Annotated in this window: 21 protein-coding genes; 14 read left to right on the top strand and 7 right to left on the bottom strand. The window is 69.4% G+C overall.

The genetic code is table 11. The annotated features are described in order from the left end of the window. Positions 1-57: 57 nt before the first annotated feature. The 3 genes from BLR05_RS08380 to BLR05_RS08370 form a co-directional block, all read right to left on the bottom strand. On the bottom strand, positions 58-948 hold the full coding sequence (locus BLR05_RS08380) for a carbohydrate ABC transporter permease (protein ID WP_092833670.1): 891 nt from the start codon (positions 946-948) through the stop codon (positions 58-60). Between the two features lie 15 nt (positions 949-963). Next, on the bottom strand, positions 964-2,037 hold the full coding sequence (locus BLR05_RS08375; protein ID WP_092833668.1) for an ABC transporter ATP-binding protein: 1,074 nt from the start codon (positions 2,035-2,037) through the stop codon (positions 964-966). 101 nt (positions 2,038-2,138) lie between these two features. Beyond that, entirely contained in the window at positions 2,139-3,215 is a 1,077-nt protein-coding gene (locus BLR05_RS08370; RefSeq protein ID WP_092833666.1) for an ABC transporter ATP-binding protein, read from the bottom strand. A 222-nt stretch (positions 3,216-3,437) separates the two neighbouring features. Here BLR05_RS08370 and BLR05_RS08365 point away from each other — a divergent pair, with 222 nt between their 5' ends. The 7 genes from BLR05_RS08365 to BLR05_RS08340 all read left to right on the top strand — a co-directional run bounded on the left by BLR05_RS08365 (position 3,438) and on the right by BLR05_RS08340 (position 9,766). Next, positions 3,438-4,202, top strand: coding sequence for a DeoR/GlpR family DNA-binding transcription regulator (locus BLR05_RS08365; RefSeq protein WP_013593062.1), 765 nt, complete (start codon positions 3,438-3,440; stop codon positions 4,200-4,202). A 45-nt stretch (positions 4,203-4,247) separates the two neighbouring features. Continuing rightward, the gene (gene glpK / locus BLR05_RS08360) at positions 4,248-5,768 is read left to right on the top strand and encodes a glycerol kinase GlpK (protein ID WP_092833664.1); all 1,521 of its coding nucleotides are present in this window, start codon (positions 4,248-4,250) and stop codon (positions 5,766-5,768) included. Between the two features lie 106 nt (positions 5,769-5,874). Next, complete coding sequence (gene proC / locus BLR05_RS08355) at positions 5,875-6,723, top strand: pyrroline-5-carboxylate reductase (RefSeq protein ID WP_092833662.1); 849 nt, start codon at positions 5,875-5,877, stop codon at positions 6,721-6,723. A gap of 97 nt (positions 6,724-6,820) precedes the next feature. Beyond that, positions 6,821-8,338, top strand: coding sequence for a glycosyltransferase family 39 protein (locus BLR05_RS08350; RefSeq protein ID WP_092833660.1), 1,518 nt, complete (start codon positions 6,821-6,823; stop codon positions 8,336-8,338). 23 nt (positions 8,339-8,361) lie between these two features. Next, positions 8,362-8,529, top strand: coding sequence for a hypothetical protein (locus BLR05_RS26500; protein ID WP_167361220.1), 168 nt, complete (start codon positions 8,362-8,364; stop codon positions 8,527-8,529). Then, the gene (locus tag BLR05_RS08345) at positions 8,526-8,957 is read left to right on the top strand and encodes a GtrA family protein (RefSeq protein WP_092833807.1); all 432 of its coding nucleotides are present in this window, start codon (positions 8,526-8,528) and stop codon (positions 8,955-8,957) included. Before BLR05_RS26500 ends, BLR05_RS08345 begins: the two co-directional genes overlap by 4 nt. After that, positions 8,954-9,766: a ChbG/HpnK family deacetylase gene (locus BLR05_RS08340; RefSeq protein ID WP_092833641.1), complete on the top strand. Its 813-nt coding sequence runs from the start codon at positions 8,954-8,956 to the stop codon at positions 9,764-9,766. Before BLR05_RS08345 ends, BLR05_RS08340 begins: the two co-directional genes overlap by 4 nt. A gap of 26 nt (positions 9,767-9,792) precedes the next feature. Here the strand turns inward: BLR05_RS08340 and ubiA are convergent, their stop codons facing one another. The 4 genes from ubiA to recG all read right to left on the bottom strand — a co-directional run bounded on the left by ubiA (position 9,793) and on the right by recG (position 14,562). Continuing rightward, complete coding sequence (ubiA, locus tag BLR05_RS08335) at positions 9,793-10,680, bottom strand: 4-hydroxybenzoate octaprenyltransferase (protein WP_092833639.1); 888 nt, start codon at positions 10,678-10,680, stop codon at positions 9,793-9,795. Positions 10,681-10,737: 57 nt separating this feature from the next. Next, positions 10,738-11,262 (bottom strand): Dps family protein, encoded by a 525-nt coding sequence (locus tag BLR05_RS08330; protein WP_092833637.1) that lies wholly within the window; start codon positions 11,260-11,262, stop codon positions 10,738-10,740. Between the two features lie 101 nt (positions 11,263-11,363). Further along, positions 11,364-12,329: a LysR substrate-binding domain-containing protein gene (locus BLR05_RS08325; protein ID WP_092833635.1), complete on the bottom strand. Its 966-nt coding sequence runs from the start codon at positions 12,327-12,329 to the stop codon at positions 11,364-11,366. 106 nt (positions 12,330-12,435) lie between these two features. Further along, positions 12,436-14,562 carry an ATP-dependent DNA helicase RecG gene (gene recG, locus BLR05_RS08320; RefSeq protein ID WP_092833633.1) on the bottom strand — a complete coding sequence of 709 codons (2,127 nt, stop codon included), beginning with the start codon at positions 14,560-14,562 and terminating at the stop codon, positions 12,436-12,438. Between the two features lie 178 nt (positions 14,563-14,740). On the opposite strand from recG, the gene BLR05_RS08315 reads away from it, so the two are divergent. The 7 genes from BLR05_RS08315 to BLR05_RS08285 all read left to right on the top strand — a co-directional run bounded on the left by BLR05_RS08315 (position 14,741) and on the right by BLR05_RS08285 (position 21,503). Next, positions 14,741-16,039, top strand: a complete 1,299-nt coding sequence (locus BLR05_RS08315; RefSeq protein WP_092833806.1) for a cyclic di-GMP phosphodiesterase — start codon at positions 14,741-14,743, stop codon at positions 16,037-16,039. Continuing rightward, positions 16,036-17,001, top strand: a complete 966-nt coding sequence (locus BLR05_RS08310) for an AraC family transcriptional regulator (protein WP_092833630.1) — start codon at positions 16,036-16,038, stop codon at positions 16,999-17,001. The genes BLR05_RS08315 and BLR05_RS08310 overlap by 4 nt, the downstream gene beginning before the upstream one ends. A gap of 93 nt (positions 17,002-17,094) precedes the next feature. Next, positions 17,095-17,880 (top strand): fumarylacetoacetate hydrolase family protein, encoded by a 786-nt coding sequence (locus tag BLR05_RS08305; protein WP_092833628.1) that lies wholly within the window; start codon positions 17,095-17,097, stop codon positions 17,878-17,880. A 259-nt stretch (positions 17,881-18,139) separates the two neighbouring features. Continuing rightward, the gene (locus BLR05_RS08300) at positions 18,140-18,982 is read left to right on the top strand and encodes an N-acetylmuramoyl-L-alanine amidase (protein WP_092833626.1); all 843 of its coding nucleotides are present in this window, start codon (positions 18,140-18,142) and stop codon (positions 18,980-18,982) included. 37 nt (positions 18,983-19,019) lie between these two features. After that, positions 19,020-19,319 (top strand): hypothetical protein, encoded by a 300-nt coding sequence (locus tag BLR05_RS08295; RefSeq protein ID WP_092833624.1) that lies wholly within the window; start codon positions 19,020-19,022, stop codon positions 19,317-19,319. A gap of 151 nt (positions 19,320-19,470) precedes the next feature. Then, complete coding sequence (gene queA, locus BLR05_RS08290) at positions 19,471-20,580, top strand: tRNA preQ1(34) S-adenosylmethionine ribosyltransferase-isomerase QueA (protein WP_092833622.1); 1,110 nt, start codon at positions 19,471-19,473, stop codon at positions 20,578-20,580. 11 nt (positions 20,581-20,591) lie between these two features. After that, positions 20,592-21,503: a DMT family transporter gene (locus tag BLR05_RS08285; protein ID WP_092833620.1), complete on the top strand. Its 912-nt coding sequence runs from the start codon at positions 20,592-20,594 to the stop codon at positions 21,501-21,503. The last annotated feature ends 5 nt before the right edge of the window (positions 21,504-21,508 follow it).

The raw sequence follows: 21,508 nt of genomic DNA, 5'->3' as shown, positions 1-21,508 counted from the left end.
GCTATTCCTTCTCTCGTGGATCGGCATCGGCGTCGTGATCAGATGGCGGCTGTCGCATCAGTGCTCCACCTCGGGCTGCTGGGTGCCCACACGCTGCATCCAGTTGTAGAGGATGAAGCACAGCAGCAGGATGATGAAGAAGTAGATGAGCGAGAAGGCGGCGGCCGGCCCCAGGTCGAACTGGCCCACAGCCTTGGTGGTGAGGTACTGGCTGAGGAAGGTGGTGGCGTTGCCCGGCCCGCCGCCCGTGAGCACGAAGGGCTCGGTGTAGATCATGAAGCTGTCCATGAAGCGCAGCAGCACGGCGATCATGAGCACGCCGCGCATCTTGGGCAGTTGGATGTAGCGGAAGACGGCGAACTTGCTGGCGCCGTCGATGCGGGCGGCCTGGTAGTAGGCATCGGGGATGGAGCGCAGCCCGGCGAAGGCCAGCAGCGCCACCAGGGGTGTCCAGTGCCAGACGTCCATCAGCAGCACGGTGAGCCAGGCCTGGGTCTCGCTGCCGGTGTAGCTGTAGTCGATGCCCAGCTGCTGCAGGGTGCGGCCCATGAGGCCGATGTCCGCGCGGCCGTAGATCTGCCAGATGGTGCCCACGACGTTCCAGGGAATGAGCAGCGAGAGGGCGACGGTGACCAGCACGGCGGACGACTTCCAGCCCTGCGCGGGCATGGCCAGGGCCAGGCAGATGCCCAGCGGGATCTCGACCAGCAGCACCGACAGGGAGAAGCCGAGCTGGCGCAGTAGCGCGCCGTGCAGCTCCTCGTCGCGCATGACCTGGGCGAACCACTCGGTGCCCACGAACACGCGCCGCTCGGGCGAGATGATGTCCTGCACCGAGTAGTTGACCACTGTCATCAGCGGCAGGATGGCCGAGAAGGCCACGCAGAGGATGACGGGCAGGATGAGGAACCAGGCCTTCTGGTTCACGGGTTTGGTGGTTGTGCTCATGGCGGCAGCTCCTTCTCAGGGCAGCAGTTGCTCGTCGCGGTAGAAACAGGTGTGCGGGCCCACCACCTGCAGCCATACGGTGCCTCCGGGCGCGGGCAGGGCCTCGGTGGGTGCCACGCGGGCCTTGAGCGGCTGGCCGTCCAGCCGCGCCGTGAGGAGCTGGTAGGTGCCGATGTCCTGGACCTTGTCCACCACGCAGGGCAGTGCGCCCGGCGTGCCTTCGGCGGCGATCGCCAGGTACTCCGGCCGCACGCCGAGCTGCAGCGGACCTTCGGGCAGTTCGCGCGCCGGGCCCGGGAGGGTCCGGCCGCCGACGCGCAGGCTGCCGGCCTGCAGTTGCGCGGGCAGGAAGTTCATGCCGGGCGACCCGATGAAGTGGCCCACGAAAACGTGCGCGGGCCGCTCGAAGAGCGCATCGGCGGAACCCACCTGCACGGCGCGGCCGCGCGTCATCACCACCACTTCCTCGGCGAAGGTGAGCGCTTCCACCTGGTCGTGGGTGACGTAGATGAGGGTGAGCCTGAGTTCGTGGTGGATCTGTTTCAGCTTGCGCCGCAGCTGCCACTTCAGGTGTGGGTCGATCACGGTGAGCGGCTCGTCGAACAGCACGGCCGAGACATCCGGGCGCACGAGGCCGCGGCCCAGGGAGATCTTCTGCTTCTGGTCGGCCGAGAGGCCGGCCGCGCGCATGTCCAGCTGGTGGCTCATCTCCAGCATCTCGGCGATCTGGCCCACGCGCTGGCGGATCTGCGCCTCGGGCACCTTGCGGTTCTTCAGCGGGAAGGCCAGGTTCTGGGCCACGGTCATGGTGTCGTAGATGACCGGGAACTGGAACACCTGGGCAATGTTGCGCTCCTGCGGGCTGGCGCGCGTGACGTCGCGGCCGTCGAACAGCACGCGGCCGTGCGATGGCACGAGCAGGCCCGACATGATGTTGAGCATGGTGGTCTTGCCGCAGCCCGAGGGGCCCAGCAGCGCGTAGGCGCCGCCGTCGCGGAACTCCATGGTCAGGGGCAGCAGTGCATAGTCGCTGTCCTGCTGCGGGTCGGGCTTGTACGAGTGTGCGAGCTCAAGTTGGATGCGGGCCATGTCAGTCTTCCGTCGTGCTGCGCGCCATCCGCAGGGCGGGAGTCCGGCGCTGCCGTGCGCGTCCGGTGCCCGCGGAGCAGGCCAGGGTGTGTGTCGTCATCTCAGCGGCCTTTGCGCGCCGGGGCGCGCAGCAGTTCTTCGCCGGCGCCGAATACGTAGGCGTCGCCGGGCTGCAGGTGCAGCGTGAGGGCGGAGCCGAGCGCGAAGTCGTGCACGCCGGTGAATTGCGCGACCATCTCGCCCCAGGGCGTGTGGGCATGCACGAAGGTGTCGGAGCCGGCGATTTCCGCCAGTTCCACCGTGCCGGCGACCGCGATGTCGCCGGGCCGGGGCGTCACGCGCAGGGCGCTGGCGCGCACACCGACGGTGAGGCCGCCGGCCGCGCCGGCGGGCAGCGGTTCCGGGAGAGGCAGCACGTCGCGACCTGCCACGCGCACGCCTCCCGCCACGGCCTCGGCGGCCAGCAGGTTCATGGGCGGGTCGCTGAAGGCCCGGGCCACCCGCAGGGAGGCCGGCGCATGGAACACCTCGGCGGTGGGGCCGTACTGCAGCAGTTCGCCTTCGTGCAGCACCGCCGTGTACCCGCCCAGCAGCAGCGCCTCGCCAGGCTCGGTGGTGGCATAGACGACCGTGGAATCGCCCGCGGCGAAGAGCTGGCTGAGCTCGTCGCGCAGTTCCTCGCGCAGCTTGTAGTCGAGGTTGACCAGGGGCTCGTCGAGCAGCATGAGCGGCGCGCCCTTGGCCAGAGCCCGCGCCAGCGCCACGCGCTGCTGCTGGCCGCCGGAAAGCTCGGCGGGGAGACGGTCCAGGAACATGTCGATGTGCAGCCGCTCGGCCAGGGACCGCACGCGCTCCATGGCGTTCTTCTCGCCGCGCAGCCTGAGCGGGGAGGCGATGTTGTCCGCCACCGTCATGGAGGGGTAATTGATGAACTGCTGGTAGACCATGGCCACGTTGCGCTCGCGCACGGGCATGCCCGTCACGTCCGCGCCGTCCACCAGCACGCGCCCTTCGGTAGGCGCATCCAGCCCGGCCATGATGCGCATGAGGCTGGTCTTGCCGGCCTGCGTGGCCCCTAGCAGCACCGTCACGGCCCCGGGCTGGAGCGCCATGTCCATGCCGCGGAGCCAGGTTTGCGCACCCACCGTCTTGCCGATGCGCTCGAGTACCAGCTGCATCCCCGCACCTTTCGTGTTGTATGGAGCCGCAGGGCTTCAGCCCGCGTGTTCTTTGCCGAAACGCGCGTTCAACGCACTGATACGTTTCGATTTCGTTCATTTTTGTTCTTTTTGATTCGGTTTACCTCCAGGTTTACCCTCGGTTTTTTCCTTTTCGTTCGTTTTAAAGTCAGGCCTCCATCCGACCGACGCTCTGCGGCACAGCCCCCTCTCCTTTTTCGCGTGAACACCAACCCCCGACAGCTCCTGCTTCTCGAAGAAGTCCGCACCCGCCGCACGGCCACCGTCGAACAGCTCGCGGAAACGCTGGGCGTGACGCTGCAGACCGTCCGGCGCGACATCCAGCGGCTGGCCGACAGCGGATTGCTGCTGCGGTTCCACGGCGGGGTGCGCGTGCCGAGCTCCACCACGGAGAACCTGGGGCATACCCAGCGGGAAACGCTGCATGCCGAGGGCAAGGCGCGCATCGCGCGGGCCGTGGCCGAGGCCGTGCCGCACAACTGCTCCCTGATCCTCAACATCGGCACCACCACCGAGGCGATCGCGCGGGCACTGCTGCACCACCAGGGGCTGCGCGTGATCACCAACAACCTGAACGTGGCGGCGATCCTGGCGGGCAACCCCCAGTGCGAGGTGATCGTGGCCGGCGGCGTGGTGCGGGCGCGGGACCGCGGCATCGTGGGAGAGGCGGCGGTGGACTTCATCCGCCAGTTCAAGGTGGACATCGCGCTGATCGGCATCTCGGGCATCGAGCCGGACGGTTCGCTGCGCGACTTCGACCTGCGCGAGGTGAAAGTGGCGCAGACCATCATCGCCCAGGCCCGCGAGGTATGGCTCGCCGCGGACCACAGCAAGTTCGACCGGCCCGCGATGGTGCAGGTGGCCACGCTGGCGCAGATCGACCGGATGTTCACGGACGCGGCCCCGCCCGATCCCTTCCCTGCCCTGCTGCGCGACGCCGGGGTCGAACTCGACGTGGCGGCGTGAAGCCGCCCTTCCCACTCTTACAACACCGCATACCCTCCGGACGCCATGACCTATCTGCTCGCCCTCGACCAAGGTACCTCCAGTTCGCGCAGCATCGTTTTCGACGAGCATGGGCACATCGTCGCGCAGGCACAGCAGGAACTCCCGCAGATCTACCCGCAGCCCGGCTGGGTGGAGCACGACCCGATGGAGATCTGGCGCACGCAGCTGGCCACGGCCCGGCAGGCAATCGCCCAAGCGAAGATCGGCCCCGCAGACGTGCGGGCGCTGGGCATCACCAACCAGCGCGAGACCACGGTGCTGTGGAACCGCCGCACCGGGCAGCCCGTGCACCACGCCATCGTCTGGCAGGACCGGCGTGCCGAGCCGCTGTGCGCCGAGCTGCGCGAGCAGGGCCACGAGCCGATGATCCAGGAGCGCACGGGGCTGCGCATCGACGCGTATTTCTCGGCGACCAAGCTGCGCTGGCTGCTGGACCACGTGCCCGGCGCGCGCGCGGCGGCAGAGGCCGGCGAACTCGCCTTCGGCACGGTGGACAGCTGGCTCATCTGGCAACTGACGGGCGGCAAGGTGCACGTGACCGACGTGAGCAATGCCTCTCGCACCATGCTGTTCAACGTGCATTCCAACACCTGGGACGAAGACCTGCTGGCGCTGCTGCGAATTCCACGCGAACTGCTGCCGCGCGTGCAGCCTTCGGCGAGCGACTTCGGGGCCACGGACGCGGCACTGCTGGGCGGCGCCATCCCGATCGGCGGGGTGGCAGGCGACCAGCAGAGCGCGCTGTTCGGCCAGGCGTGCTTTTCCGCCGGCATGGCCAAGAACACCTACGGAACGGGCTGCTTCATGCTGATGCACACGGGCAGCAGCTTCCAGACCTCGCGCAACGGGCTGCTGACGACCAGCGCGGCGCAGATCACCCCGCGGGGCGGGTCCGGCCAGGGAACACCGGAGCCGGCCTTCGCCATGGAGGGCAGCGTGTTCGTCGGCGGCGCGGTGGTGCAATGGCTGCGCGACGGGCTGCGCGCCATATCGACCAGCAGCGAGGTGCAGTCGCTGGCCGAGAGCGTCCCGGACTCCGGCGGCGTGATGATGGTGCCCGCCTTCACCGGCCTGGGCGCACCCTACTGGAAGCCGGACGCGCGCGGCACCATCACCGGACTCACCCGCGGCACGACCATCGCCCACATCGCGCGCGCGGCGCTGGAGAGCATCGCCTACCAGAGCGCGGCGCTGCTGCAGGCGATGAGCCGCGACGCGGTGGCGGCCGGGGGCGCGCCCGTGAGCGAGTTGCGGGTGGACGGAGGCGCCTGCGTGAACGACCTGCTGATGCAGTTCCAGGCAGACCTGCTGGGCATTCCCGTGGTGCGGCCGGCGGTGATCGAGACCACGGCGCTGGGCGCCGCCTACCTGGCGGGACTCTCGAGCGGGGTCTATGCGGGCACGGACGCACTGTCCGCGCTGTGGCGCGCCGAGCGGCGGTTCCTGCCCACGCTGAGCGCCGCACGCGCCCAGGAATGCATGGCGCGCTGGGAGCACGCTGTGCGGCAGGCTGCGCTGGACTGACCGGAAGGAAGCGCTACCATCCGGTGCCGCGGCCTGCGGCGGAGCTCCGCTGCGGGCCTTCCCATCTTCCTCGGGCCGCCCGCCGGCCCCCCGCCCTTTCGCACGCATGACGCCCGACACCCCCTCCCCCGCATCCGCATCCGACCAGCCCGCGATCGCCTTCATCGGTGGCGGCAACATGGCCAGCGCCATCATCGGCGGGCTGATCCGGCAGGGCATGCCGGCCTCCGCCATCGAAGTGGTCGAGCCCTGGGAGGAAGCGCGGGTCGCCCTGCGCGCGCACCACGGGATCGAAGCCCTGCCGGAGGCCGGGACGGCCCTGGAGCGCGCCGGCGTGGTGGTGTGGGCGGTCAAGCCCCAGACATTCAAGGAGGCGGCGCGGCAGGCACGTCCCTGCACGGCGAATGCGGTGCACCTCAGCGTGGCTGCCGGGATCCGGTCGGACAGCATCGCCGCCTGGCTGGGCTCGGAATGCGTGGTGCGCGCCATGCCCAACACGCCCGCGCTGATCGGACGCGGCATGACGGCGCTCTATGCCCGCCCGCAGGTGAGCCCTGCGCAGCGCGCGGCCGTGCAGCAGGTGCTGTCGTCCACGGGTGAGCTGCTCTGGGTGGACGAGGAACCGCAGCTCGACGCCGTGACCGCGCTGTCGGGATCGGGCCCGGCCTATGTCTTCCTGTTCCTGGAGGCGATGGCGCAGGCGGGGGTGGAAATGGGCCTCGCGCCCGAGCAGGCGCACCAGCTGGCCGTGGGCACGTTCACGGGCGCGTCGGAACTGGCGCGCCGCTCGGACGAGTCGCCCGCGGTGCTGCGCCAGCGCGTCACCTCCAAGGGCGGAACCACCTTCGCGGCCGTCCAGTCGATGGAGCAGGCGGACCTGCCAGGCCGGTTCATCCGTGCGATGAAGGCTGCCCAGGCGCGCGCCCGGGAACTGGGGGACGAATTCGGCAGGTGATCCCGGCGAGCGGGCCGTGGCCGGCAGTGGTATCGGCAGGGCGTTGCCACTTTTACAATCGCGGGTCCTTCCACCAGAGCCCGCAACGCCCGCCTGCATGTCCGTCGCCACCACCGCACCGTCCAGCATTTCCTACAGAGCCGTCGCACTGCTGGCGGCGCTCTACGTTCTCGCCTGGTCGCTGCTGCCTCCCCTGCTGAGTCACAGCCTGCCGCTGGACGTGGTGGAAAGCCTGTCCTGGGGGCGGGAATGGGAGTGGGGCTACTACAAGCACCCGCCCCTGTCCCCCTGGGTGCTGGAGCTGTCCTACCGCGCGTTCGGCCGGGCCGGGCCGTTCCTGCTGAGCCAGTTCTTCATCGCCGCCACGCTGTGGCTGGTGTGGATAACCGGGTGCCGCCTGGTCTCGCGCGAGCGCGCCCTGCTGGGCACGCTGCTGACCATGGGGGTGGCCTATTACACGCGGCCGGCGCTGGAGTTCAACCACAACATCGCGCAGATGCCGCTGTGGGCGGCAGCGGGCTACTGCCTGCTGGTCGCGCTGCAGGAAGGCCGGCTGCGGCACTGGCTGCTCCTGGGCATCGTGGCGGGCCTGGGGCTGCTCACCAAGTATTCGGTCGGCCTGCTGCTGATGGCGCTGGCGCTGTACCTGCTGCTGACGCCCGCGCGCCGGGTGCTGGCAGGCCCGGGGCCGTGGCTCGCGCTGGCGGCGATGCTGCTGGTCTTCGCTCCCCACCTGCACTGGCTGCGGGAGTCCGGCTGGCTGCCCATGGCCTATGCCAAGGGCCGCGCCGCCGTCGAGGGCGCCGGGCCCATCGCGGCCCGGCTGGATGCACTGTCTTTCCTGGCCACGCAGGCGCTGAACCACCTGCCCATGGCCCTGATCGTGCTGGCGGCGCTGTGGAACACGCGCACGCAGCGCACGGCGGCACCTTTGCCCGGCGGGTGGCGGCTGCAGGCCCGCATGCCGGGCTACCTGCTCGTCCTGGCGCTGGGCCCGTGCCTGCTGGCCTGCGCACTGGGCATCGTGATGGGGCTGCGGCTGCGCGACATGTGGGGCGTTCCCATGTGGGTGTACAGCGGCCTGCTGGTGGCGGCATGGCTGCCCGAGGCCTGGCTGCCGGCCCTGCGGCCGCGGCTGCTGCGCGGGCTGGCCGTGTGGCTGGTGCTGGTTTCCGTGCTGACCGGCGCGTTCCTGGCCTATGGCGCGCAATGGCGCAAGCGCCCGGCACGCACGGACTGGCCGCAGGCCGAAGTGGCGCGGCAGGCGCGGTCGCTTTGGGAGGCGCATTCGCGCTGCCCGCTGGATTCCGTCTCGGGCGATTACTGGGCGACCGGCCTGGTGGCGGCACAGCTGCCCGACCGGCCATCGGTCTTCATCACCGGGGACGACCGGTTCTCTCCTTGGATCACCCTGGAGCGCCTGCAGTCGAATGGCACACTGTGGATCGGCCTGGGCGACCAGCCCCCCGTGCCGGCACTGCTCGAGCGACTGGATGACACCCCCGGAATGCGCGTGCACCAGGGACAGGTGCAGGTGCACTGGCCATACCGGGGCGCCGAAGCCCCGCTCACCATGCATTGGCGCGCCTACGTGCCCGACGCATGTGCCCGCTAACCCCGAACACCGGAATTGCTGACATGACGGCCTCCCCCTCCGACATCCTCGCCCCCCACTGCGGCAGGAAGCACGGCCTGACCGATGGCGTCCGGATCACCGGGTGGTGCCGCAACGCAGCCAAGTGGCACCCGATCGACCTGGCGGTCCGCAGCGAAGACCACGGCCCGCGAACCTGCGAGTGGCCGTGAACCAGCCGCGCCATACCGTCCTGTCCGTGTTGCGGCGCCTGCCGCAGGAGCTTCAGTTCGTCCTGGTGGGCGGAGCCGCCGCCACCACGCACCTGGCCGTGGCTGTCTCTTTGGTGGCGCTCGCCGGCATGGCGCCGCTGGCCGCCAACGTGCTGGCCTTCCTGGTGGCCTTTTCCGTGAGCTACAACGGCCACGCATTGCTGACGTTCTCCAGCGCCCGGGCAAAGGGCCCTGCGGTGGTGGCGCGATACTTCGCGGTCGCAAGCCTGTCCTTTGCCGCCAACGAACTGTTGTACTTCGTGGCGCTGCACGCCCTGGACTGGCATTACGCCTGGAGCCTGGTGGGCGTGCTGCTGCTGGTGGCCACGGGGACGTTCCTGATGAGCAAGTTCTGGGCGTTCAAGACTTACCCGGGTCCGCGGCCGTGACGCGCGCCGTCATCCTGTGCGCGGATGATTATTCGCTGCATCCGCTGGTGGACGCAGCAGTGGAGCAACTCGTCTTGGCTGGCCGCCTTTCCGCCACCGGCTGTATGACCACCGCACCGCAATGGCCCGCTGCGTCGCGCCGCCTCGCGCACCTGCGTCCGCGCCTGGCCGTTGGCCTGCATTTCAACCTGACCGAAGGCCACGGAGGTGCGCACGCAGGAGCCCTTCCCCTGGCGAAGGTGATCCTGCGGGCCTACGCGCGCCAGCTGTCCGCCGCGTCGCTGCGGGCCGCATGGCGCGCGCAGTTCGATGCGTTCGAGCGGGAGACGGGCACGCCGCCCGACTTCGTCGACGGCCACCAGCACGTGCACCAGTTGCCCCGCGCACGCGACACGCTGCTGGCCGAGCTGCAGGCACGCTATGCGGCCCACGAACGCCCCTGGGTGCGGTCCACCGCTCCCGCTCCCGGGCTGTGGCGCCACCCGAAGGCATCCATCATCGCGATGCTGGGCGGCTGGACGGCCACGCGGTACTGGCGCCGCGCGGGGCTGGCGACGAATCCCGGCTTCGGAGGGGTCTATGGCTTCGATGCGCCCGATGCCGCGGCCTATGGAGCGCACATGGCGAAGTGGCTGCCGCACCTGCCGGACGGCGGGCTGCTGATGTGCCACCCGGCCACGGATGTGGTGCATGGCGATGCCATCGGCGCGCAGCGGCCGGTGGAGTTCGCCTACCTGATGTCCGAGGCCTTCGGTGAACTGCTGCGACTCAACGGCCGGCACGTGCAGCAGGGGCCGTCCGCGCCGTAGCGCGAAGGGCCGGCTCCGGCGGCGGCTCAGCGCAGCGCGAACCCCGCCACGACGCCCGCGAACAGCGTGAAGCCCAGCCAGTGGTTGCTGGTGAACGCGCGGAAGCATCCCTCGCGGGTCCGGTGCCGGATGAGGCGCCAGTGCCACGCCACCTGGAGCAGCATGGCGGCCAGCGCGGCATGCAGGGGCCAACCCAGGCCGAAGGGCGCCAGCGCCCAGGCCCAGAGGGCCACGAAGGCCAGGTAGAAGGCCATCACGGCCGGCACGTCGTGGCGCCCGAGGGTGATCGCCGAAGTCTTCATGCCGATCTTCAGGTCGTCGTCGCGGTCCACCATGGCGTACTCGGTGTCGTAGGCCAGCACCCAGCAGAGGTTGCCCAGCACCAGCCAGGCGGCCAGCGGCGTCACGCTGCCGCCCAGGGCCGTGAAGGCCATCGGGATACCCATGCTGAAGGCCACGCCGAGCACGGCCTGGGGCATGGAAACGAAGCGCTTGGCGAACGGGTAGGCGATGGTCACGGCCAGCGCAGGCAGCGACCACGCGATGGTGGCCGCATTGGTGGTGAGCACGAGCAGGAAGGCCGCGAGGGCGAGCACGGCGCCCACGGCCAGGGCCTCGCGCACCGACACGGCGCCGCTGGTGACGGGGCGCTGCGCGGTGCGCTTGACGTGCCGGTCGAAGTCGCGGTCGGCGACGTCGTTCACGCAGCATCCCGCGCTGCGCATGAGGATGGTGCCCAGGGTGAAGACGGTCAGCAGGTGCCAGCCCGGAAAGCCCCCGGCCGCGACCCACAGCGCCGACAGCGTGGGCCAGAGCAGCAGCAGCCAGCCGGCGGGCCGGCTCCAGCGGATCAGGTCGAGGTACAGCGACAGGCGCGAGGGCTGGGGGGGGCGGTGCGGGGCGGTGCTCTGCATGGGCGGCGGGAATGAAAAACGCCCGCGGCGGGCGGGCGTGGCTGGAGCGGGAAGGACTCAGTCCTCCAGCAGCGAGCGCAGCATCCAGGCGGTCTGCTCGTGCACCGTCAGGCGCTGGGTGAGCAGGTCGGCCGTGGGCTCGTCTCTGGCCTTGTCGGCCACGGGGAAGAGTTCGCGTGCGGTACGGGCCACGGCTTCATGGCCTTCGACCAGGATGCGCACCATGTCCAGCGCCGCGGGCGGCGTGCCGGGCACGTCGGCCAGCGACGTCAGGCGGCCGAACTCGGCATAGGAGCCCGGGGCGGGATGGCCCAGCGAACGGATGCGCTCGGCCACCGGATCGACGGCATTCCACAGTTCGGTGTACTGCTGCATGAACATGGCGTGCAGCGAGTTGAACATCGGACCCGTCACGTTCCAGTGGAAGTTGTGCGTGGTCAGGTAGAGCGTGTAGGTGTCGGCGAGCAGGCGCGAGAGGCCCTGCGCGATGGCGGCGCGGTCCTTGTCGCTGATGCCGATGTTGATGCGCGGCGCGCTGGCGGGGGACCGGGTTGAGACGGACTTGCCGGAGGCTTTGGCCATGGAGGAGCTCCTTCGTTGGATGGACTGGGAATCGGAGGAAACTTTATCGCAATCGCACCGCCCCCGGCGCCCTGCGGGCCATCGGGGCAGGCCCGGGCTCCTCAGGACAGGCGGGTGACGCCCGGCAGCTCGCAGGCGTACACGGCGTTGCGCAGCGCCGCGATCGCCTCGTAGCGCGTGAAACTGCGGCGCCAGGCCAGGACCACGCGGCGCATGGGCGGCGGGCTGCCGTCGGCTTCCTCGATGGGCAGGTAGCGGATATGGGTGTCGTCGCTCTTGCGGCGCTTGGTGCCGGTGTGCAGCGCATCGCGCGGCACGGACAGGCGCGGCACCAGCGTGACGCCCATGCCGGCCGACACCATGTGCTTGATGGTCTCGAGCGACGATCCCTCGAAGGTGCGGCGGATGCCTTCCGCGTTGCTCGCGTAGCGCGCGAACTCGGGGCAGACCTCGAGCACGTGGTCGCGGAAGCAGTGGCCGGCGCCCAGCAGCAGCATGGTCTCGCTCTTGAGCTCGGCGGCCGAGATGCTTCTGCGCTCGGCGAGGGGGTGGGACGAGGGCACCGCCGCCAGGAACGGTTCGTCGTAGAGCGGCGCCATGGCAAGGCCCGTGTCCGGGAACGGCTCGGCCATGATGGCGCAGTCGATCTCGCCGGTGCGCAGCATCTCCAGCAGCTTCACGGTGAAGTTCTCCTGCAGCATGAGCGGCATCTGCGGGGTGCGGGCGATGGCGTGCCGCACCAGCTCGGGCAGCAGGTAGGGGCCGATGGTGTAGATCACGCCCAGCGTGAGCACGCCGGCCAGCGGATCCTTGCCGCGCTTGGCGATTTCCTTGATGGCCGCCGCCTGCTCCAGCACGCTCTGGGCCTGGCGCACGATCTCCTCGCCCAGCGGCGTCACCGACACCTCGCCCGCGCTGCGTTCGAAGAGCTTGACCTCCAGCTCGTCCTCGAGCTTCTTGATCGCCACCGAGAGGGTCGGCTGCGACACGTAGCAGGCGTCCGCCGCGCGGCCGAAGTGCTTCTCCCGTGCAACGGCGACGATGTATTTGAGTTCTGTGAGGGTCATTGTCTGAAGATCGGCAATGCGGAAGGTGCGATTGTGCGCCCGCCACGCGGAAACCCGGACGGTGCAGGCAAGCCGCCAAGTCTGCCACGGAAGCAGGGCCGCCGGATCAGGCCTTGAGGTAATCGGCCTTGCCACCGAGCCAGCGGCCCACGTGGCGAAGCGCGTCGCCAGGGTGGCCGTCGAGCATGCGCGGTGCCGTCTCGCGCGCCCATTCCAGCAGAAGGGTGTCGGTGGCGAGGTCGGCGAAGCGCAGCATCGGCGCGCCGGACTGCCGGGCGCCGAGGAATTCGCCCGGGCCGCGGATCTCCAGGTCGCGCCGCGCGATCTCGAAGCCGTCCTGGGTCTCGGCCATGGCCCGCAGGCGGTCGCGGGCGGTCTCGCCCAGCCGGCCGCTGTCGCCCGTCGAATAGAGGAGCACGCAGGCCGAGGCTGCCGACCCGCGGCCCACGCGGCCGCGCAGCTGGTGCAGCTGCGAGAGGCCGAAGCGCTCGGCATGCTCGATCACCATGAGCGAGGCATTGGGCACGTCCACGCCCACCTCGATCACCGTGGTGGAGACGAGCACGCCCATGGTGCCGGCGGTGAACAGCTCCATGACGGCCTTCTTCTCGGCCGGGGGCATGCGCGAGTGCAGCAGGCCGACCATGACCGGTGCCTGCCCGTGCGCCGGATCGCCCTGCAGGGCCTCGCTGAGCTCCAGGTGCGTGGCGGTGGCATTGGAGAGGTCCAGCGCCTCGCTTTCCTCTATCAGCGGGCAGACCCAGTACACCTGCCGGCCGGACGCCACCTGGGCGCCAATGCGCTCGATGACCTCGTCCTTGCGGCTGTCGGCGATCAGCTTGGTAACGATGGGCGTGCGGCCAGGGGGCAGTTCGTCGATGGTGGAGACGTCGAGGTCGGCGTAGTAGCTCATGGCGAGCGTGCGCGGGATGGGCGTGGCGCTCATCATCAGCAGGTGGGGCTCCATGCCCTGGTCGGCGAGCTTGCGGCGCAGCGCGAGCCGCTGCGCCACGCCGAAGCGGTGCTGCTCGTCGATGACGGCCAGCGCGAGGTTGCGGAAGCGCACCTGGTCCTGGATCACGGCGTGGGTGCCCACAACCAGGGCTGCCTCGCCGCTTTCGACGAGCGCCAGCATCGCGGCGCGCTCCTTCTTCTTCTGGCCGCCGGCCAGCCAGGCCACGCGCCGTCCGCTGGCCGCGAGCAGGGGCTCCAGCCAGCCGATGAGCTTGCGGAAGTGCTGCTCGGCCAGGATCTCGGTGGGCGCCATGAGCGCGCACTGCCAGCCGGCATCCATGCACACGGCCGCCGAGAGCGCCGCGACCACGGTCTTGCCCGAACCCACGTCGCCCTGCAACAGCCGGTGCATGGGCACGGGGCGGGCCAGGTCGGCCGCGATCTCCGCGCACACGCGCCGCTGGGCGGCCGTGAGGCCGAAGGGCAGCGCGGTCAGCAGGCGCTCGTGCAACGCGGGCCCGCCCCGCTCGCCCGGCACGGGCCGCAGTACCGGGGCACGCAACCGGTCGCGCTCGCGCTTGGCCTCCAGCTGCGAAAGCTGCTGCGCCAACAGTTCCTCGGCCTTCAGCCGCTGCCAGGCCGGGTGGCTGTGGTCCTCCAGCGTGGCCATGGCCACGTCGGGCGCAGGATGGTGCAGGAAGACCAGCGCATCGCGCAGCGTCCACCAGGAACGGCCGCCCCCGCCTTCGCCCAGAAACCGCGGAATCGGGGGCTCCAGGCCCGGCGGGATGGTTTCGGACAGGTCCACGCGCTGCAGGGCGCTGACGATGGCGCGGCGAAGGTACGGCTGGGGAAGTCCGGCCGTGGTCGGGTAAACAGGCGTGAGGGCGGCGGGCAGTTCACCGCCCGCCAGCCGGAACGCCGGGTGCAACATCTGCCGCCCCCAGAAGCCGCCCTTGACCTCGCCGCGGATGCGCAGGCGCGCGCCGACGGCCAGGGTCTTCTGGTGCGAGGGATAGAAACTGAAGAAGCGCAGCTCGCAGGTGCCCGTGCCATCTTCCACCGTCACCACCAGCTGGCGGCGCGGGCGCAACTGCACTTCGCTGGCCGTGACCGTGGCCTCGATCTGGGCCGTGTCGCCGTCCCTCGCGTTGCGCAGCGGAGTGATGCGGGTTTCGTCCTCGTAGCGCAGGGGCAGGTGCAGCGCGAGGTCGATGTCGCGCGACAGTCCCAGCTTCTGGAGGGCTTTCTGGGCGGGACTGGGCGCGGGAACGGGCATGGGCAAGGCAGCAGCGGCGGGAAAGCGTGGAACGGTAGCGCTTGGCAGTAAAATACTAAAAACCGCAATATTTGCAAAAATGGAAACGGCGCACCCGGCACTCCACGAGAGCACGCAAAAGGCTAACATGCTGCCGCAGCCCGGCCGTCCTTCCCGCACCAGCTACCCTTTCGCCCCCATGCTCAAGCGAATCAGCGTACAGCACCTCACCCTGGGCATGTACCTGCACCAGTTCTGCGGCTCCTGGATGGACCATCCGTTCTGGCGCACCGGCTTCGTGCTGCAGGATGCGGCGGATCTCGCGCGCATCCACGCGACGGCTATCCAGGAGGTCTGGATCGACGTGTCCAGGGGGCTCGACGTCGCTGCCGGGGTGGCCACCGTCACGCCCGAACAGGCCGAGGCCCGGCGGGAGACGGATTTCCAGAAGCTGCAGGACATGCCGGAACTCAGGGTGGCCGCTCCGCCGCCTCCGCCCCCGCCCGCCCCGGTCGTGCCTGCGCGCCCGCTGGGGACGGCGCCGACCAGCATGTCCGAGGAACTGGCCCATGCGGCGGCCCTGACCAGCCACGCCCGCCAGACGATGACCTCGATGTTCACCGAGGCGCGCATGGGGCGGGTGGTGGATTCGACCGAGGCCCGCAGCCTCGTCGAGGAAATCTCGGACTCCGTGACGCGCAACCCGTCGGCCCTCATCAGCCTCGCGCGCCTGAAGACCGCGGACGACTACACCTACATGCATTCGGTGGCCGTGTGCGCGCTGATGGTGGCGCTGGGCCGCCAGATCGGCCTGGAGGGCGAGCGCCTGCGCACCGCCGGCATGGCCGGCCTCATGCACGACATCGGCAAGGCGCGCATCCCGCTGTCGGTGCTGAACAAGCCCGGCAAGCTCACCGACGACGAGTTCGACGTGATCCGCAGCCACTCCGAGCACGGCCACCGGATGCTGCTGGCCTGCGGCGGCGTGGACGAGGAGGTACTGGACGCCTGCCTGCACCACCACGAGAAGATGGACGGCAGCGGCTACCCGCACCGGCTCGCGGGCGAGGACATCGGCCTGATCGCTCGCATGACGGCGATCTGCGACGTCTATGACGCCATCACCTCCGACCGGCCCTACAAGCGCGGCTGGGATCCGGCCGAATCGCTGCGCCGCATGGCCGAATGGACGCATGGGCATTTCGACGCACGGCTGTTCCAGGCCTTCGTCAAGAGCATCGGCATCTATCCCGTCGGTTCGCTGGTGCGGCTCGCCTCGGGTCGCATCGGGGTGGTGATGGAGCAGTCCGCGTCGCTGGTCTCGCCGCGCGTGAAGGTGTTCTTCTCCACCAGGTCCGACCTGCGCATCCCGCCCGAGGTGGTCGATCTCTCGTCGCCTGCGAGCGGCGACAAGATCGTCGCGCGCGAAGACCCGGACAAATGGCGCTTCCCGGACCTCGTCGATCTCTGGGCCCGGCCCGGGGGCGCCGCCGGATGAGCCGGGAGCGTCCGGAGCGCGCGCCCTCGGCCGTGCGCACGTATGCGATGGCGGAGCGCTCCCGGCACCTGGACTTCGACATCCGCGACCAGAGCGGCCGCACGCCCCTGACGCAGCCGCACAAGCACGAGTATTTCCAGATACAGGCCAGCCTCGAAGGCGCCACGCAGCACCACGTGGGCGGCACCGTGCGCCCCTTCACGCCGGGCACGCTGAGCTTCGTGCTGCCGCACCGCATGCACTTGGTGCCCCACCCGCCGGGCACGCGCTGGCTGGTGCTGAACTTCAGCCAGCGCTTCCTCTGGCCCGACCTGCGCGTGGACCCGCTGGACCTGGAAGACGTTCCCCTGGCGCTCGCGCCCGAGCTGGCGCCCTTCCAGTTCCAGGAGCACCTGGATTTCACCTTCGACAGCGCAGAATGGCAGGCCGTGCTGGCGCTGCTGGAGATGCTGCAGCACGAGAACACGGCGCGCCGGCTGGCCTCCGCCGCACGCATCCGCGGCGGGCTGCTGGAACTGCTGGCGCGCACCTGCCAGCGCTGGGAGGGCGAGCTGCGCGCCCTGGCGGCCACGCAGGCCCAGCGCGGCAGCCGCCGCGCGGCGCTGGCCCGGGTGCTGCGCTACCTGCGCGGCGAACTGGCGGGCGAGCCCTCGCTCGCGAGCGCGGCCGAGGCGGCCTGCCTGTCGCCCAACTACCTCGCCCACCTCATCAAGAAGGAAACGGGCCGCACCTTCACCGAACTGCTGACCGAGCGCCGGCTGGCGCTGGCGCAGGAACTGCTGCTGGCCACCGGCGAGCGCATCGGCGAGATCGCGCGGCGCTGCGGCTTCGCGGACGAGGCGTACTTCGCCCGACGCTTCCGGCAGTGGCACGGCCTGAGCCCGCGCGACTGGCGCACGGAGCGGCTGCGGGAACTGCAGGGCGACGCCGCGTCCGGCGATCGCGTCCAAGTCTTGCGCTGAATCGTCCGCATGCGGCGCTGCGCGCGCTCCTACAGTGGCATCCACCGGCCCGCGAGAGGCCGCACGCCATCCAGGACACAGGAGACACAGCCCATGCAACGCAGAGACATCCTCATGAACACCACTGCCACCCTGGGCGGCGCCCTGGCCGCCGGCTGCGCCAGCGTCGCCGCCACGCCCGCCGCCCCCTCGCCCTTCACCCTGCCCGTGCCCGCCGTGCCGATCGCCGGCGGCGCCGAGGTTTTCCCCGTGCACCGCATCTACTGCATCGGCCGCAACTACGCGGCCCATGCGCGCGAGATGGGCTCGGACCCGACGCGCGAGCCGCCCTTTTTCTTCCAGAAGCCGAACGACGCGATCCAGTTCGTGCCGCCCGGGCAGACCGTGGACCACCCCTACCCCGCCCTGACCCGCAACTACCACTACGAAGTGGAGTTGGTGGCCGCCCTGCACAGCGGCGGGCGCAACATCCGGGCCGACCAGGCCCTGCAGCACGTCTTCGGCTACGCCGTCGGGCTGGACATGACGCGCCGCGACCTGCAGAGCGACATGAAGGACCAGAAGAAGCCCTGGGAGATCGGCAAGAGCTTCGACCTCTCCGCGCCCATCGGCCCGATCCACCGCGTGGCACGCACGGGCCATTTCCCCCGGGGTGCCATCACCCTCGCGGTGAACGGCACCGTGAAGCAGCAGGCCGACCTCGACCAGATGATCTGGAGCGTGGCCGAGCAGATCGCCAAGCTCTCCGAAGCCTTCGAGCTCAAGGCCGGCGACCTGATCTACAGCGGCACGCCGGAGAACGTGGGTGCGGTGGTGAAGGGCGACGTGATGGTGGCGCACATCGACGGGCTGCCGGATCTGGCCTTGAAGGTGGTGTGAGCAGGCGCAAATCCTGTTGCCTGCCTATGGAAGGAGCCCGACGCTGCCCCCAACAGCTATATAAAGCCAGGTTATGCAAACCAGAACGGCACGAAATGATTCCCCTTCGTGCCGGTCTATAGACTGAATCTTTGCAGTCCTGCCCACTTGTATCGATGGTAAGCCTGCGTATCTGGAGCTCGCCATTGAAAAGAATTGTCCTCACCTCTCCTGTTGGCAGGACCGCAGGAAACAAGCCGCATGAAGTCCTGAGCGTTCAATGCGCTTTGAACAGGCACATGGCATGCAAGATGGGCTACAGGCTCATACCGGAAGACGGCCGCATCAGTCCAGATACGCGCTCCAGGCCATCCTGATCGTCCAGAAAATGGCTGGCATTCAGCCCGCGGATTCGATCATTTTTCCCAACGGACCGACGCATCAGGCGCTGTGCCGGGATCAAGTCAGAATGCTGCAGCCCACCATCGCATGCCGGATCGCCGATCACGCACAGATTCGCAAGGTGCTCGTCAGCAGGCCGGGCATCGTGGAGCGCTCGCAGTGGGGAGCGATCAACCCTTCTTCGGTACCTCATAGCGATTGGGACTATCGTGCCATCGCGCTTCACCACGCAGGCAACTCCTTCAGTTGCGAAATGAATGGCATTGAAGCTTTGCGCAAAGCGGAGAAAATCGATTTGAACAGCTTCGGGCAACTGAGCTATCACTATGCCATCGACTGCCAGGGCACCATCTACGAGGCACTGGACATTCGCCATCGAGGTGCACACATCGAGAAAGGCAACACTGGAGTCATCGGGATAGTGTTCCTTTCCGATTTCAGCCAACGAGGTGAGGCGGGCGACCATGGTCCTGGAGTCACACAAGCATTCAAGAAGCGGGGCATGCTTGGGGGAGTCTCTGAATTTCTGGGCGTGCAAAAAGACAAGCTCGATTTCTCCAACGATGAGCCCTCTGACTTTCAGCGAAGAGCGGCAGAAAATTTGGTGAGCACCTTGAAAGAGTTTTTCCCCATCAAGGCTTTGGGCGGACACCGGGAATTTGCCGCGGCGGCGGGCAGCAGAGCAGCCGCGCATGCCCGGGAGTTCACGGGCTCGCCATAGCCCAACAATTGCGAACCCACTTCGGACTCATGCAACCGTGAAGGTCCGAGCCACCCTGGGAATTGCCGCCCTGCTGCTGGTCGGCAGCTGGATGTGGATCGGCTTCGACAAATACATCGGAGACCACGAGGTTGGAAGCGCCTGGGAGCCATTTCTCAAGTCGCGTCCCACGTTCACCCTGCTCTTCACCAACCCTGCGCAACAGGGCCTGGACAGGGATGCCTTCGACACCATGGACTCAGCACGCCAACAAGCGTTCCGAGATTACTGCGCTGTCCGCTTCGGAATCGCAGACCCGTATAGGTGCGAGAAAGCCATCGAAGAACGCCGCCTGTAAGGCACCGGCGCCGATGGCATTCAGCAACCATCAACGGCCTCCGTGTCGACACAGGCCCGGCAAGGCGCGGGCCGCCCTCCGTGGGAGAATCGGGAGCTTCGTCTCCTGATCCCTCTTCTTGGAACGGGCCCGTCCGGCCCTCAAGCCCCGCATGTCCGCCAGCCAGCCGCCCCGCGCCTTCACCCTCAGCGATTTCGACTTCTCGCTGCCCCCCGAACTCATCGCCCAGCACCCCGCGCCCGAGCGCAGCGCCTCGCGCCTGCTCGATGGCCGCGCGGATGCGCCCGTGGATCGCATCTTCCGCGAGCTGCCGGACCTGCTGCAGGCGGGCGACCTGCTGGTGTTCAACGACACGCGCGTGGTCAAGGCCCGGGTGTTCGGCGAGAAGGCCAGCGGCGGCAAGGTGGAACTGCTGATCGAGCGCGTGCTCGTGGGCCCGGAAGGCGAAGCCGGCAACGAGGTGGTCGCGCACATGAAGGTGAGCAAGAAGCCAGCGGTGGGTGCCACGCTCCACATGGCCGGAGGCCCGGCGGGCGGCGGCTTCGGCGCCACGCTGCTGGGCCGCTGGCCCGACGAGAACGGCCCGCTGTTCCGCTTCGCCCTGTCGAGCCCCGATGGCGCGGGACCGCATGCGCTGATGGAGCGACACGGCCACATGCCGCTGCCGCCCTACATCGAGCGCCACCAGGACGGCGAAGACGACCCCGACGCGGCCGAGGACGCGGAGCGCTACCAGACGGTGTTCGCGCGCGCGCCGGGTGCGGTGGCCGCACCCACGGCGGCGCTGCATTTCGATGAAGGCGTGCTGGCGGCCCTGGCGGCGCGCGGCGTGGAGCGCGCGAGCGTCACCCTGCACGTGGGCGCCGGCACCTTCCAGCCCGTGAAGACCGAAAGCCTGGCGGACCACCGCATGCACAGCGAGTGGTACGAGGTGCCGCTGGCCACGCTGGCCGCGCTGGAGCGCTGCCGGCAGCGCGGCGGCCGTGTGGTGGCCGTGGGCACGACGACGGTGCGCACGCTCGAATCCTGGGCACGCAGCGGGCAGGCCACGGGCGATACCGACATCTTCATCACCCCGGGGTTTTCCTTCCGGGTGGTGGACCTGCTGGTCACCAATTTCCACCTGCCCAAGAGCACGCTCATGATGCTGATCAGCGCCTTCACGGGCTACGATCACGCCATGGAGCTATACCGCCACGCGATCGCGCAGCGCTACCGGTTCTTCAGCTACGGCGACGCGATGCTGCTGGCGCGCCGCTGAACGGACGGTCCATGCCCCGGGCGCCCGGCACCGAATCCACCGCCCCCGGCCGCGGGAATCCGCGCCGGGTGCTGGGGGGCATCGCACTCACCGTGGGGGCGTGCGCGTGCTTCGCGGTGCTGGATGCCACGAGCAAGCACGTCGCGCTGGCAGGCATGCCGGTGGTGATGGCGCTCTGGCTGCGCTACCTTTTCCAGGCCGTGCTGGCGACCGCGTACGTGCTGCACCGCGAGGGCCCCGCCGCGCTGCGCACCTCGCAGCCGCGGTTCCAGGCGCTGCGCGCGGTGCTTTTCGCGGCGACGAGTTTTTTCGCCTACCTGAGCCTGCGCTTCATGCCCCTGGCGGAACTCACCGCCATCGGCGCGACCACCCCGCTGTGCGTGACGCTGGTGGCCGCGTTCTGGCTGCGCCAGCACGTGAGCCCTGCCCGCTGGGCGCTGGCGGCCGTGGGCCTGGCCGGTGCGGTGCTCATCGCGCGGCCGGGCGGAGCGATCTTCACCTGGGCGCTGTTGCTGCCGCTCGGGATGCTGGCCGCAGGCACGGGCTACCAGGTCATCAGCAGCACCATGGCCGGGCGCGAGAGCCCGGCCACCACGCAGTTCTACACCGGCTGGCTGGCCACCGCGCTGGTATCGCTGGCCCTGCCCTTCGCCTGGCAGGCCGTGTCCGATCCCCGGCTCTGGGCGGGCACCTTCGCGATGGGCGTGGCCAGCGCGCTCGGGCACCTGATGCTGCTCAATGCCTATGCACGCGCCACGCCGACCACGATCGCACCCTTCCTCTACAGCCAGATCGCCTTCGCGGTCCTGGCGGGCTGGTGGGTGTACGGCCACGTGCCGGACCGCCCGTCGCTGCTCGGCATGGCAGCCATCGCGGCGAGCGGGGCAGCCGGCGCCTGGCTGACGGTGCGCGAGTCGCGCTGATGCGG

Origin of the sequence: Paracidovorax cattleyae, assembly GCF_900104515.1 — a bacterium.
Taxonomy (GTDB): domain Bacteria; phylum Pseudomonadota; class Gammaproteobacteria; order Burkholderiales; family Burkholderiaceae_C; genus Paracidovorax; species Paracidovorax cattleyae.
This window is presented reverse-complemented; position numbering and strand designations above follow the sequence as displayed.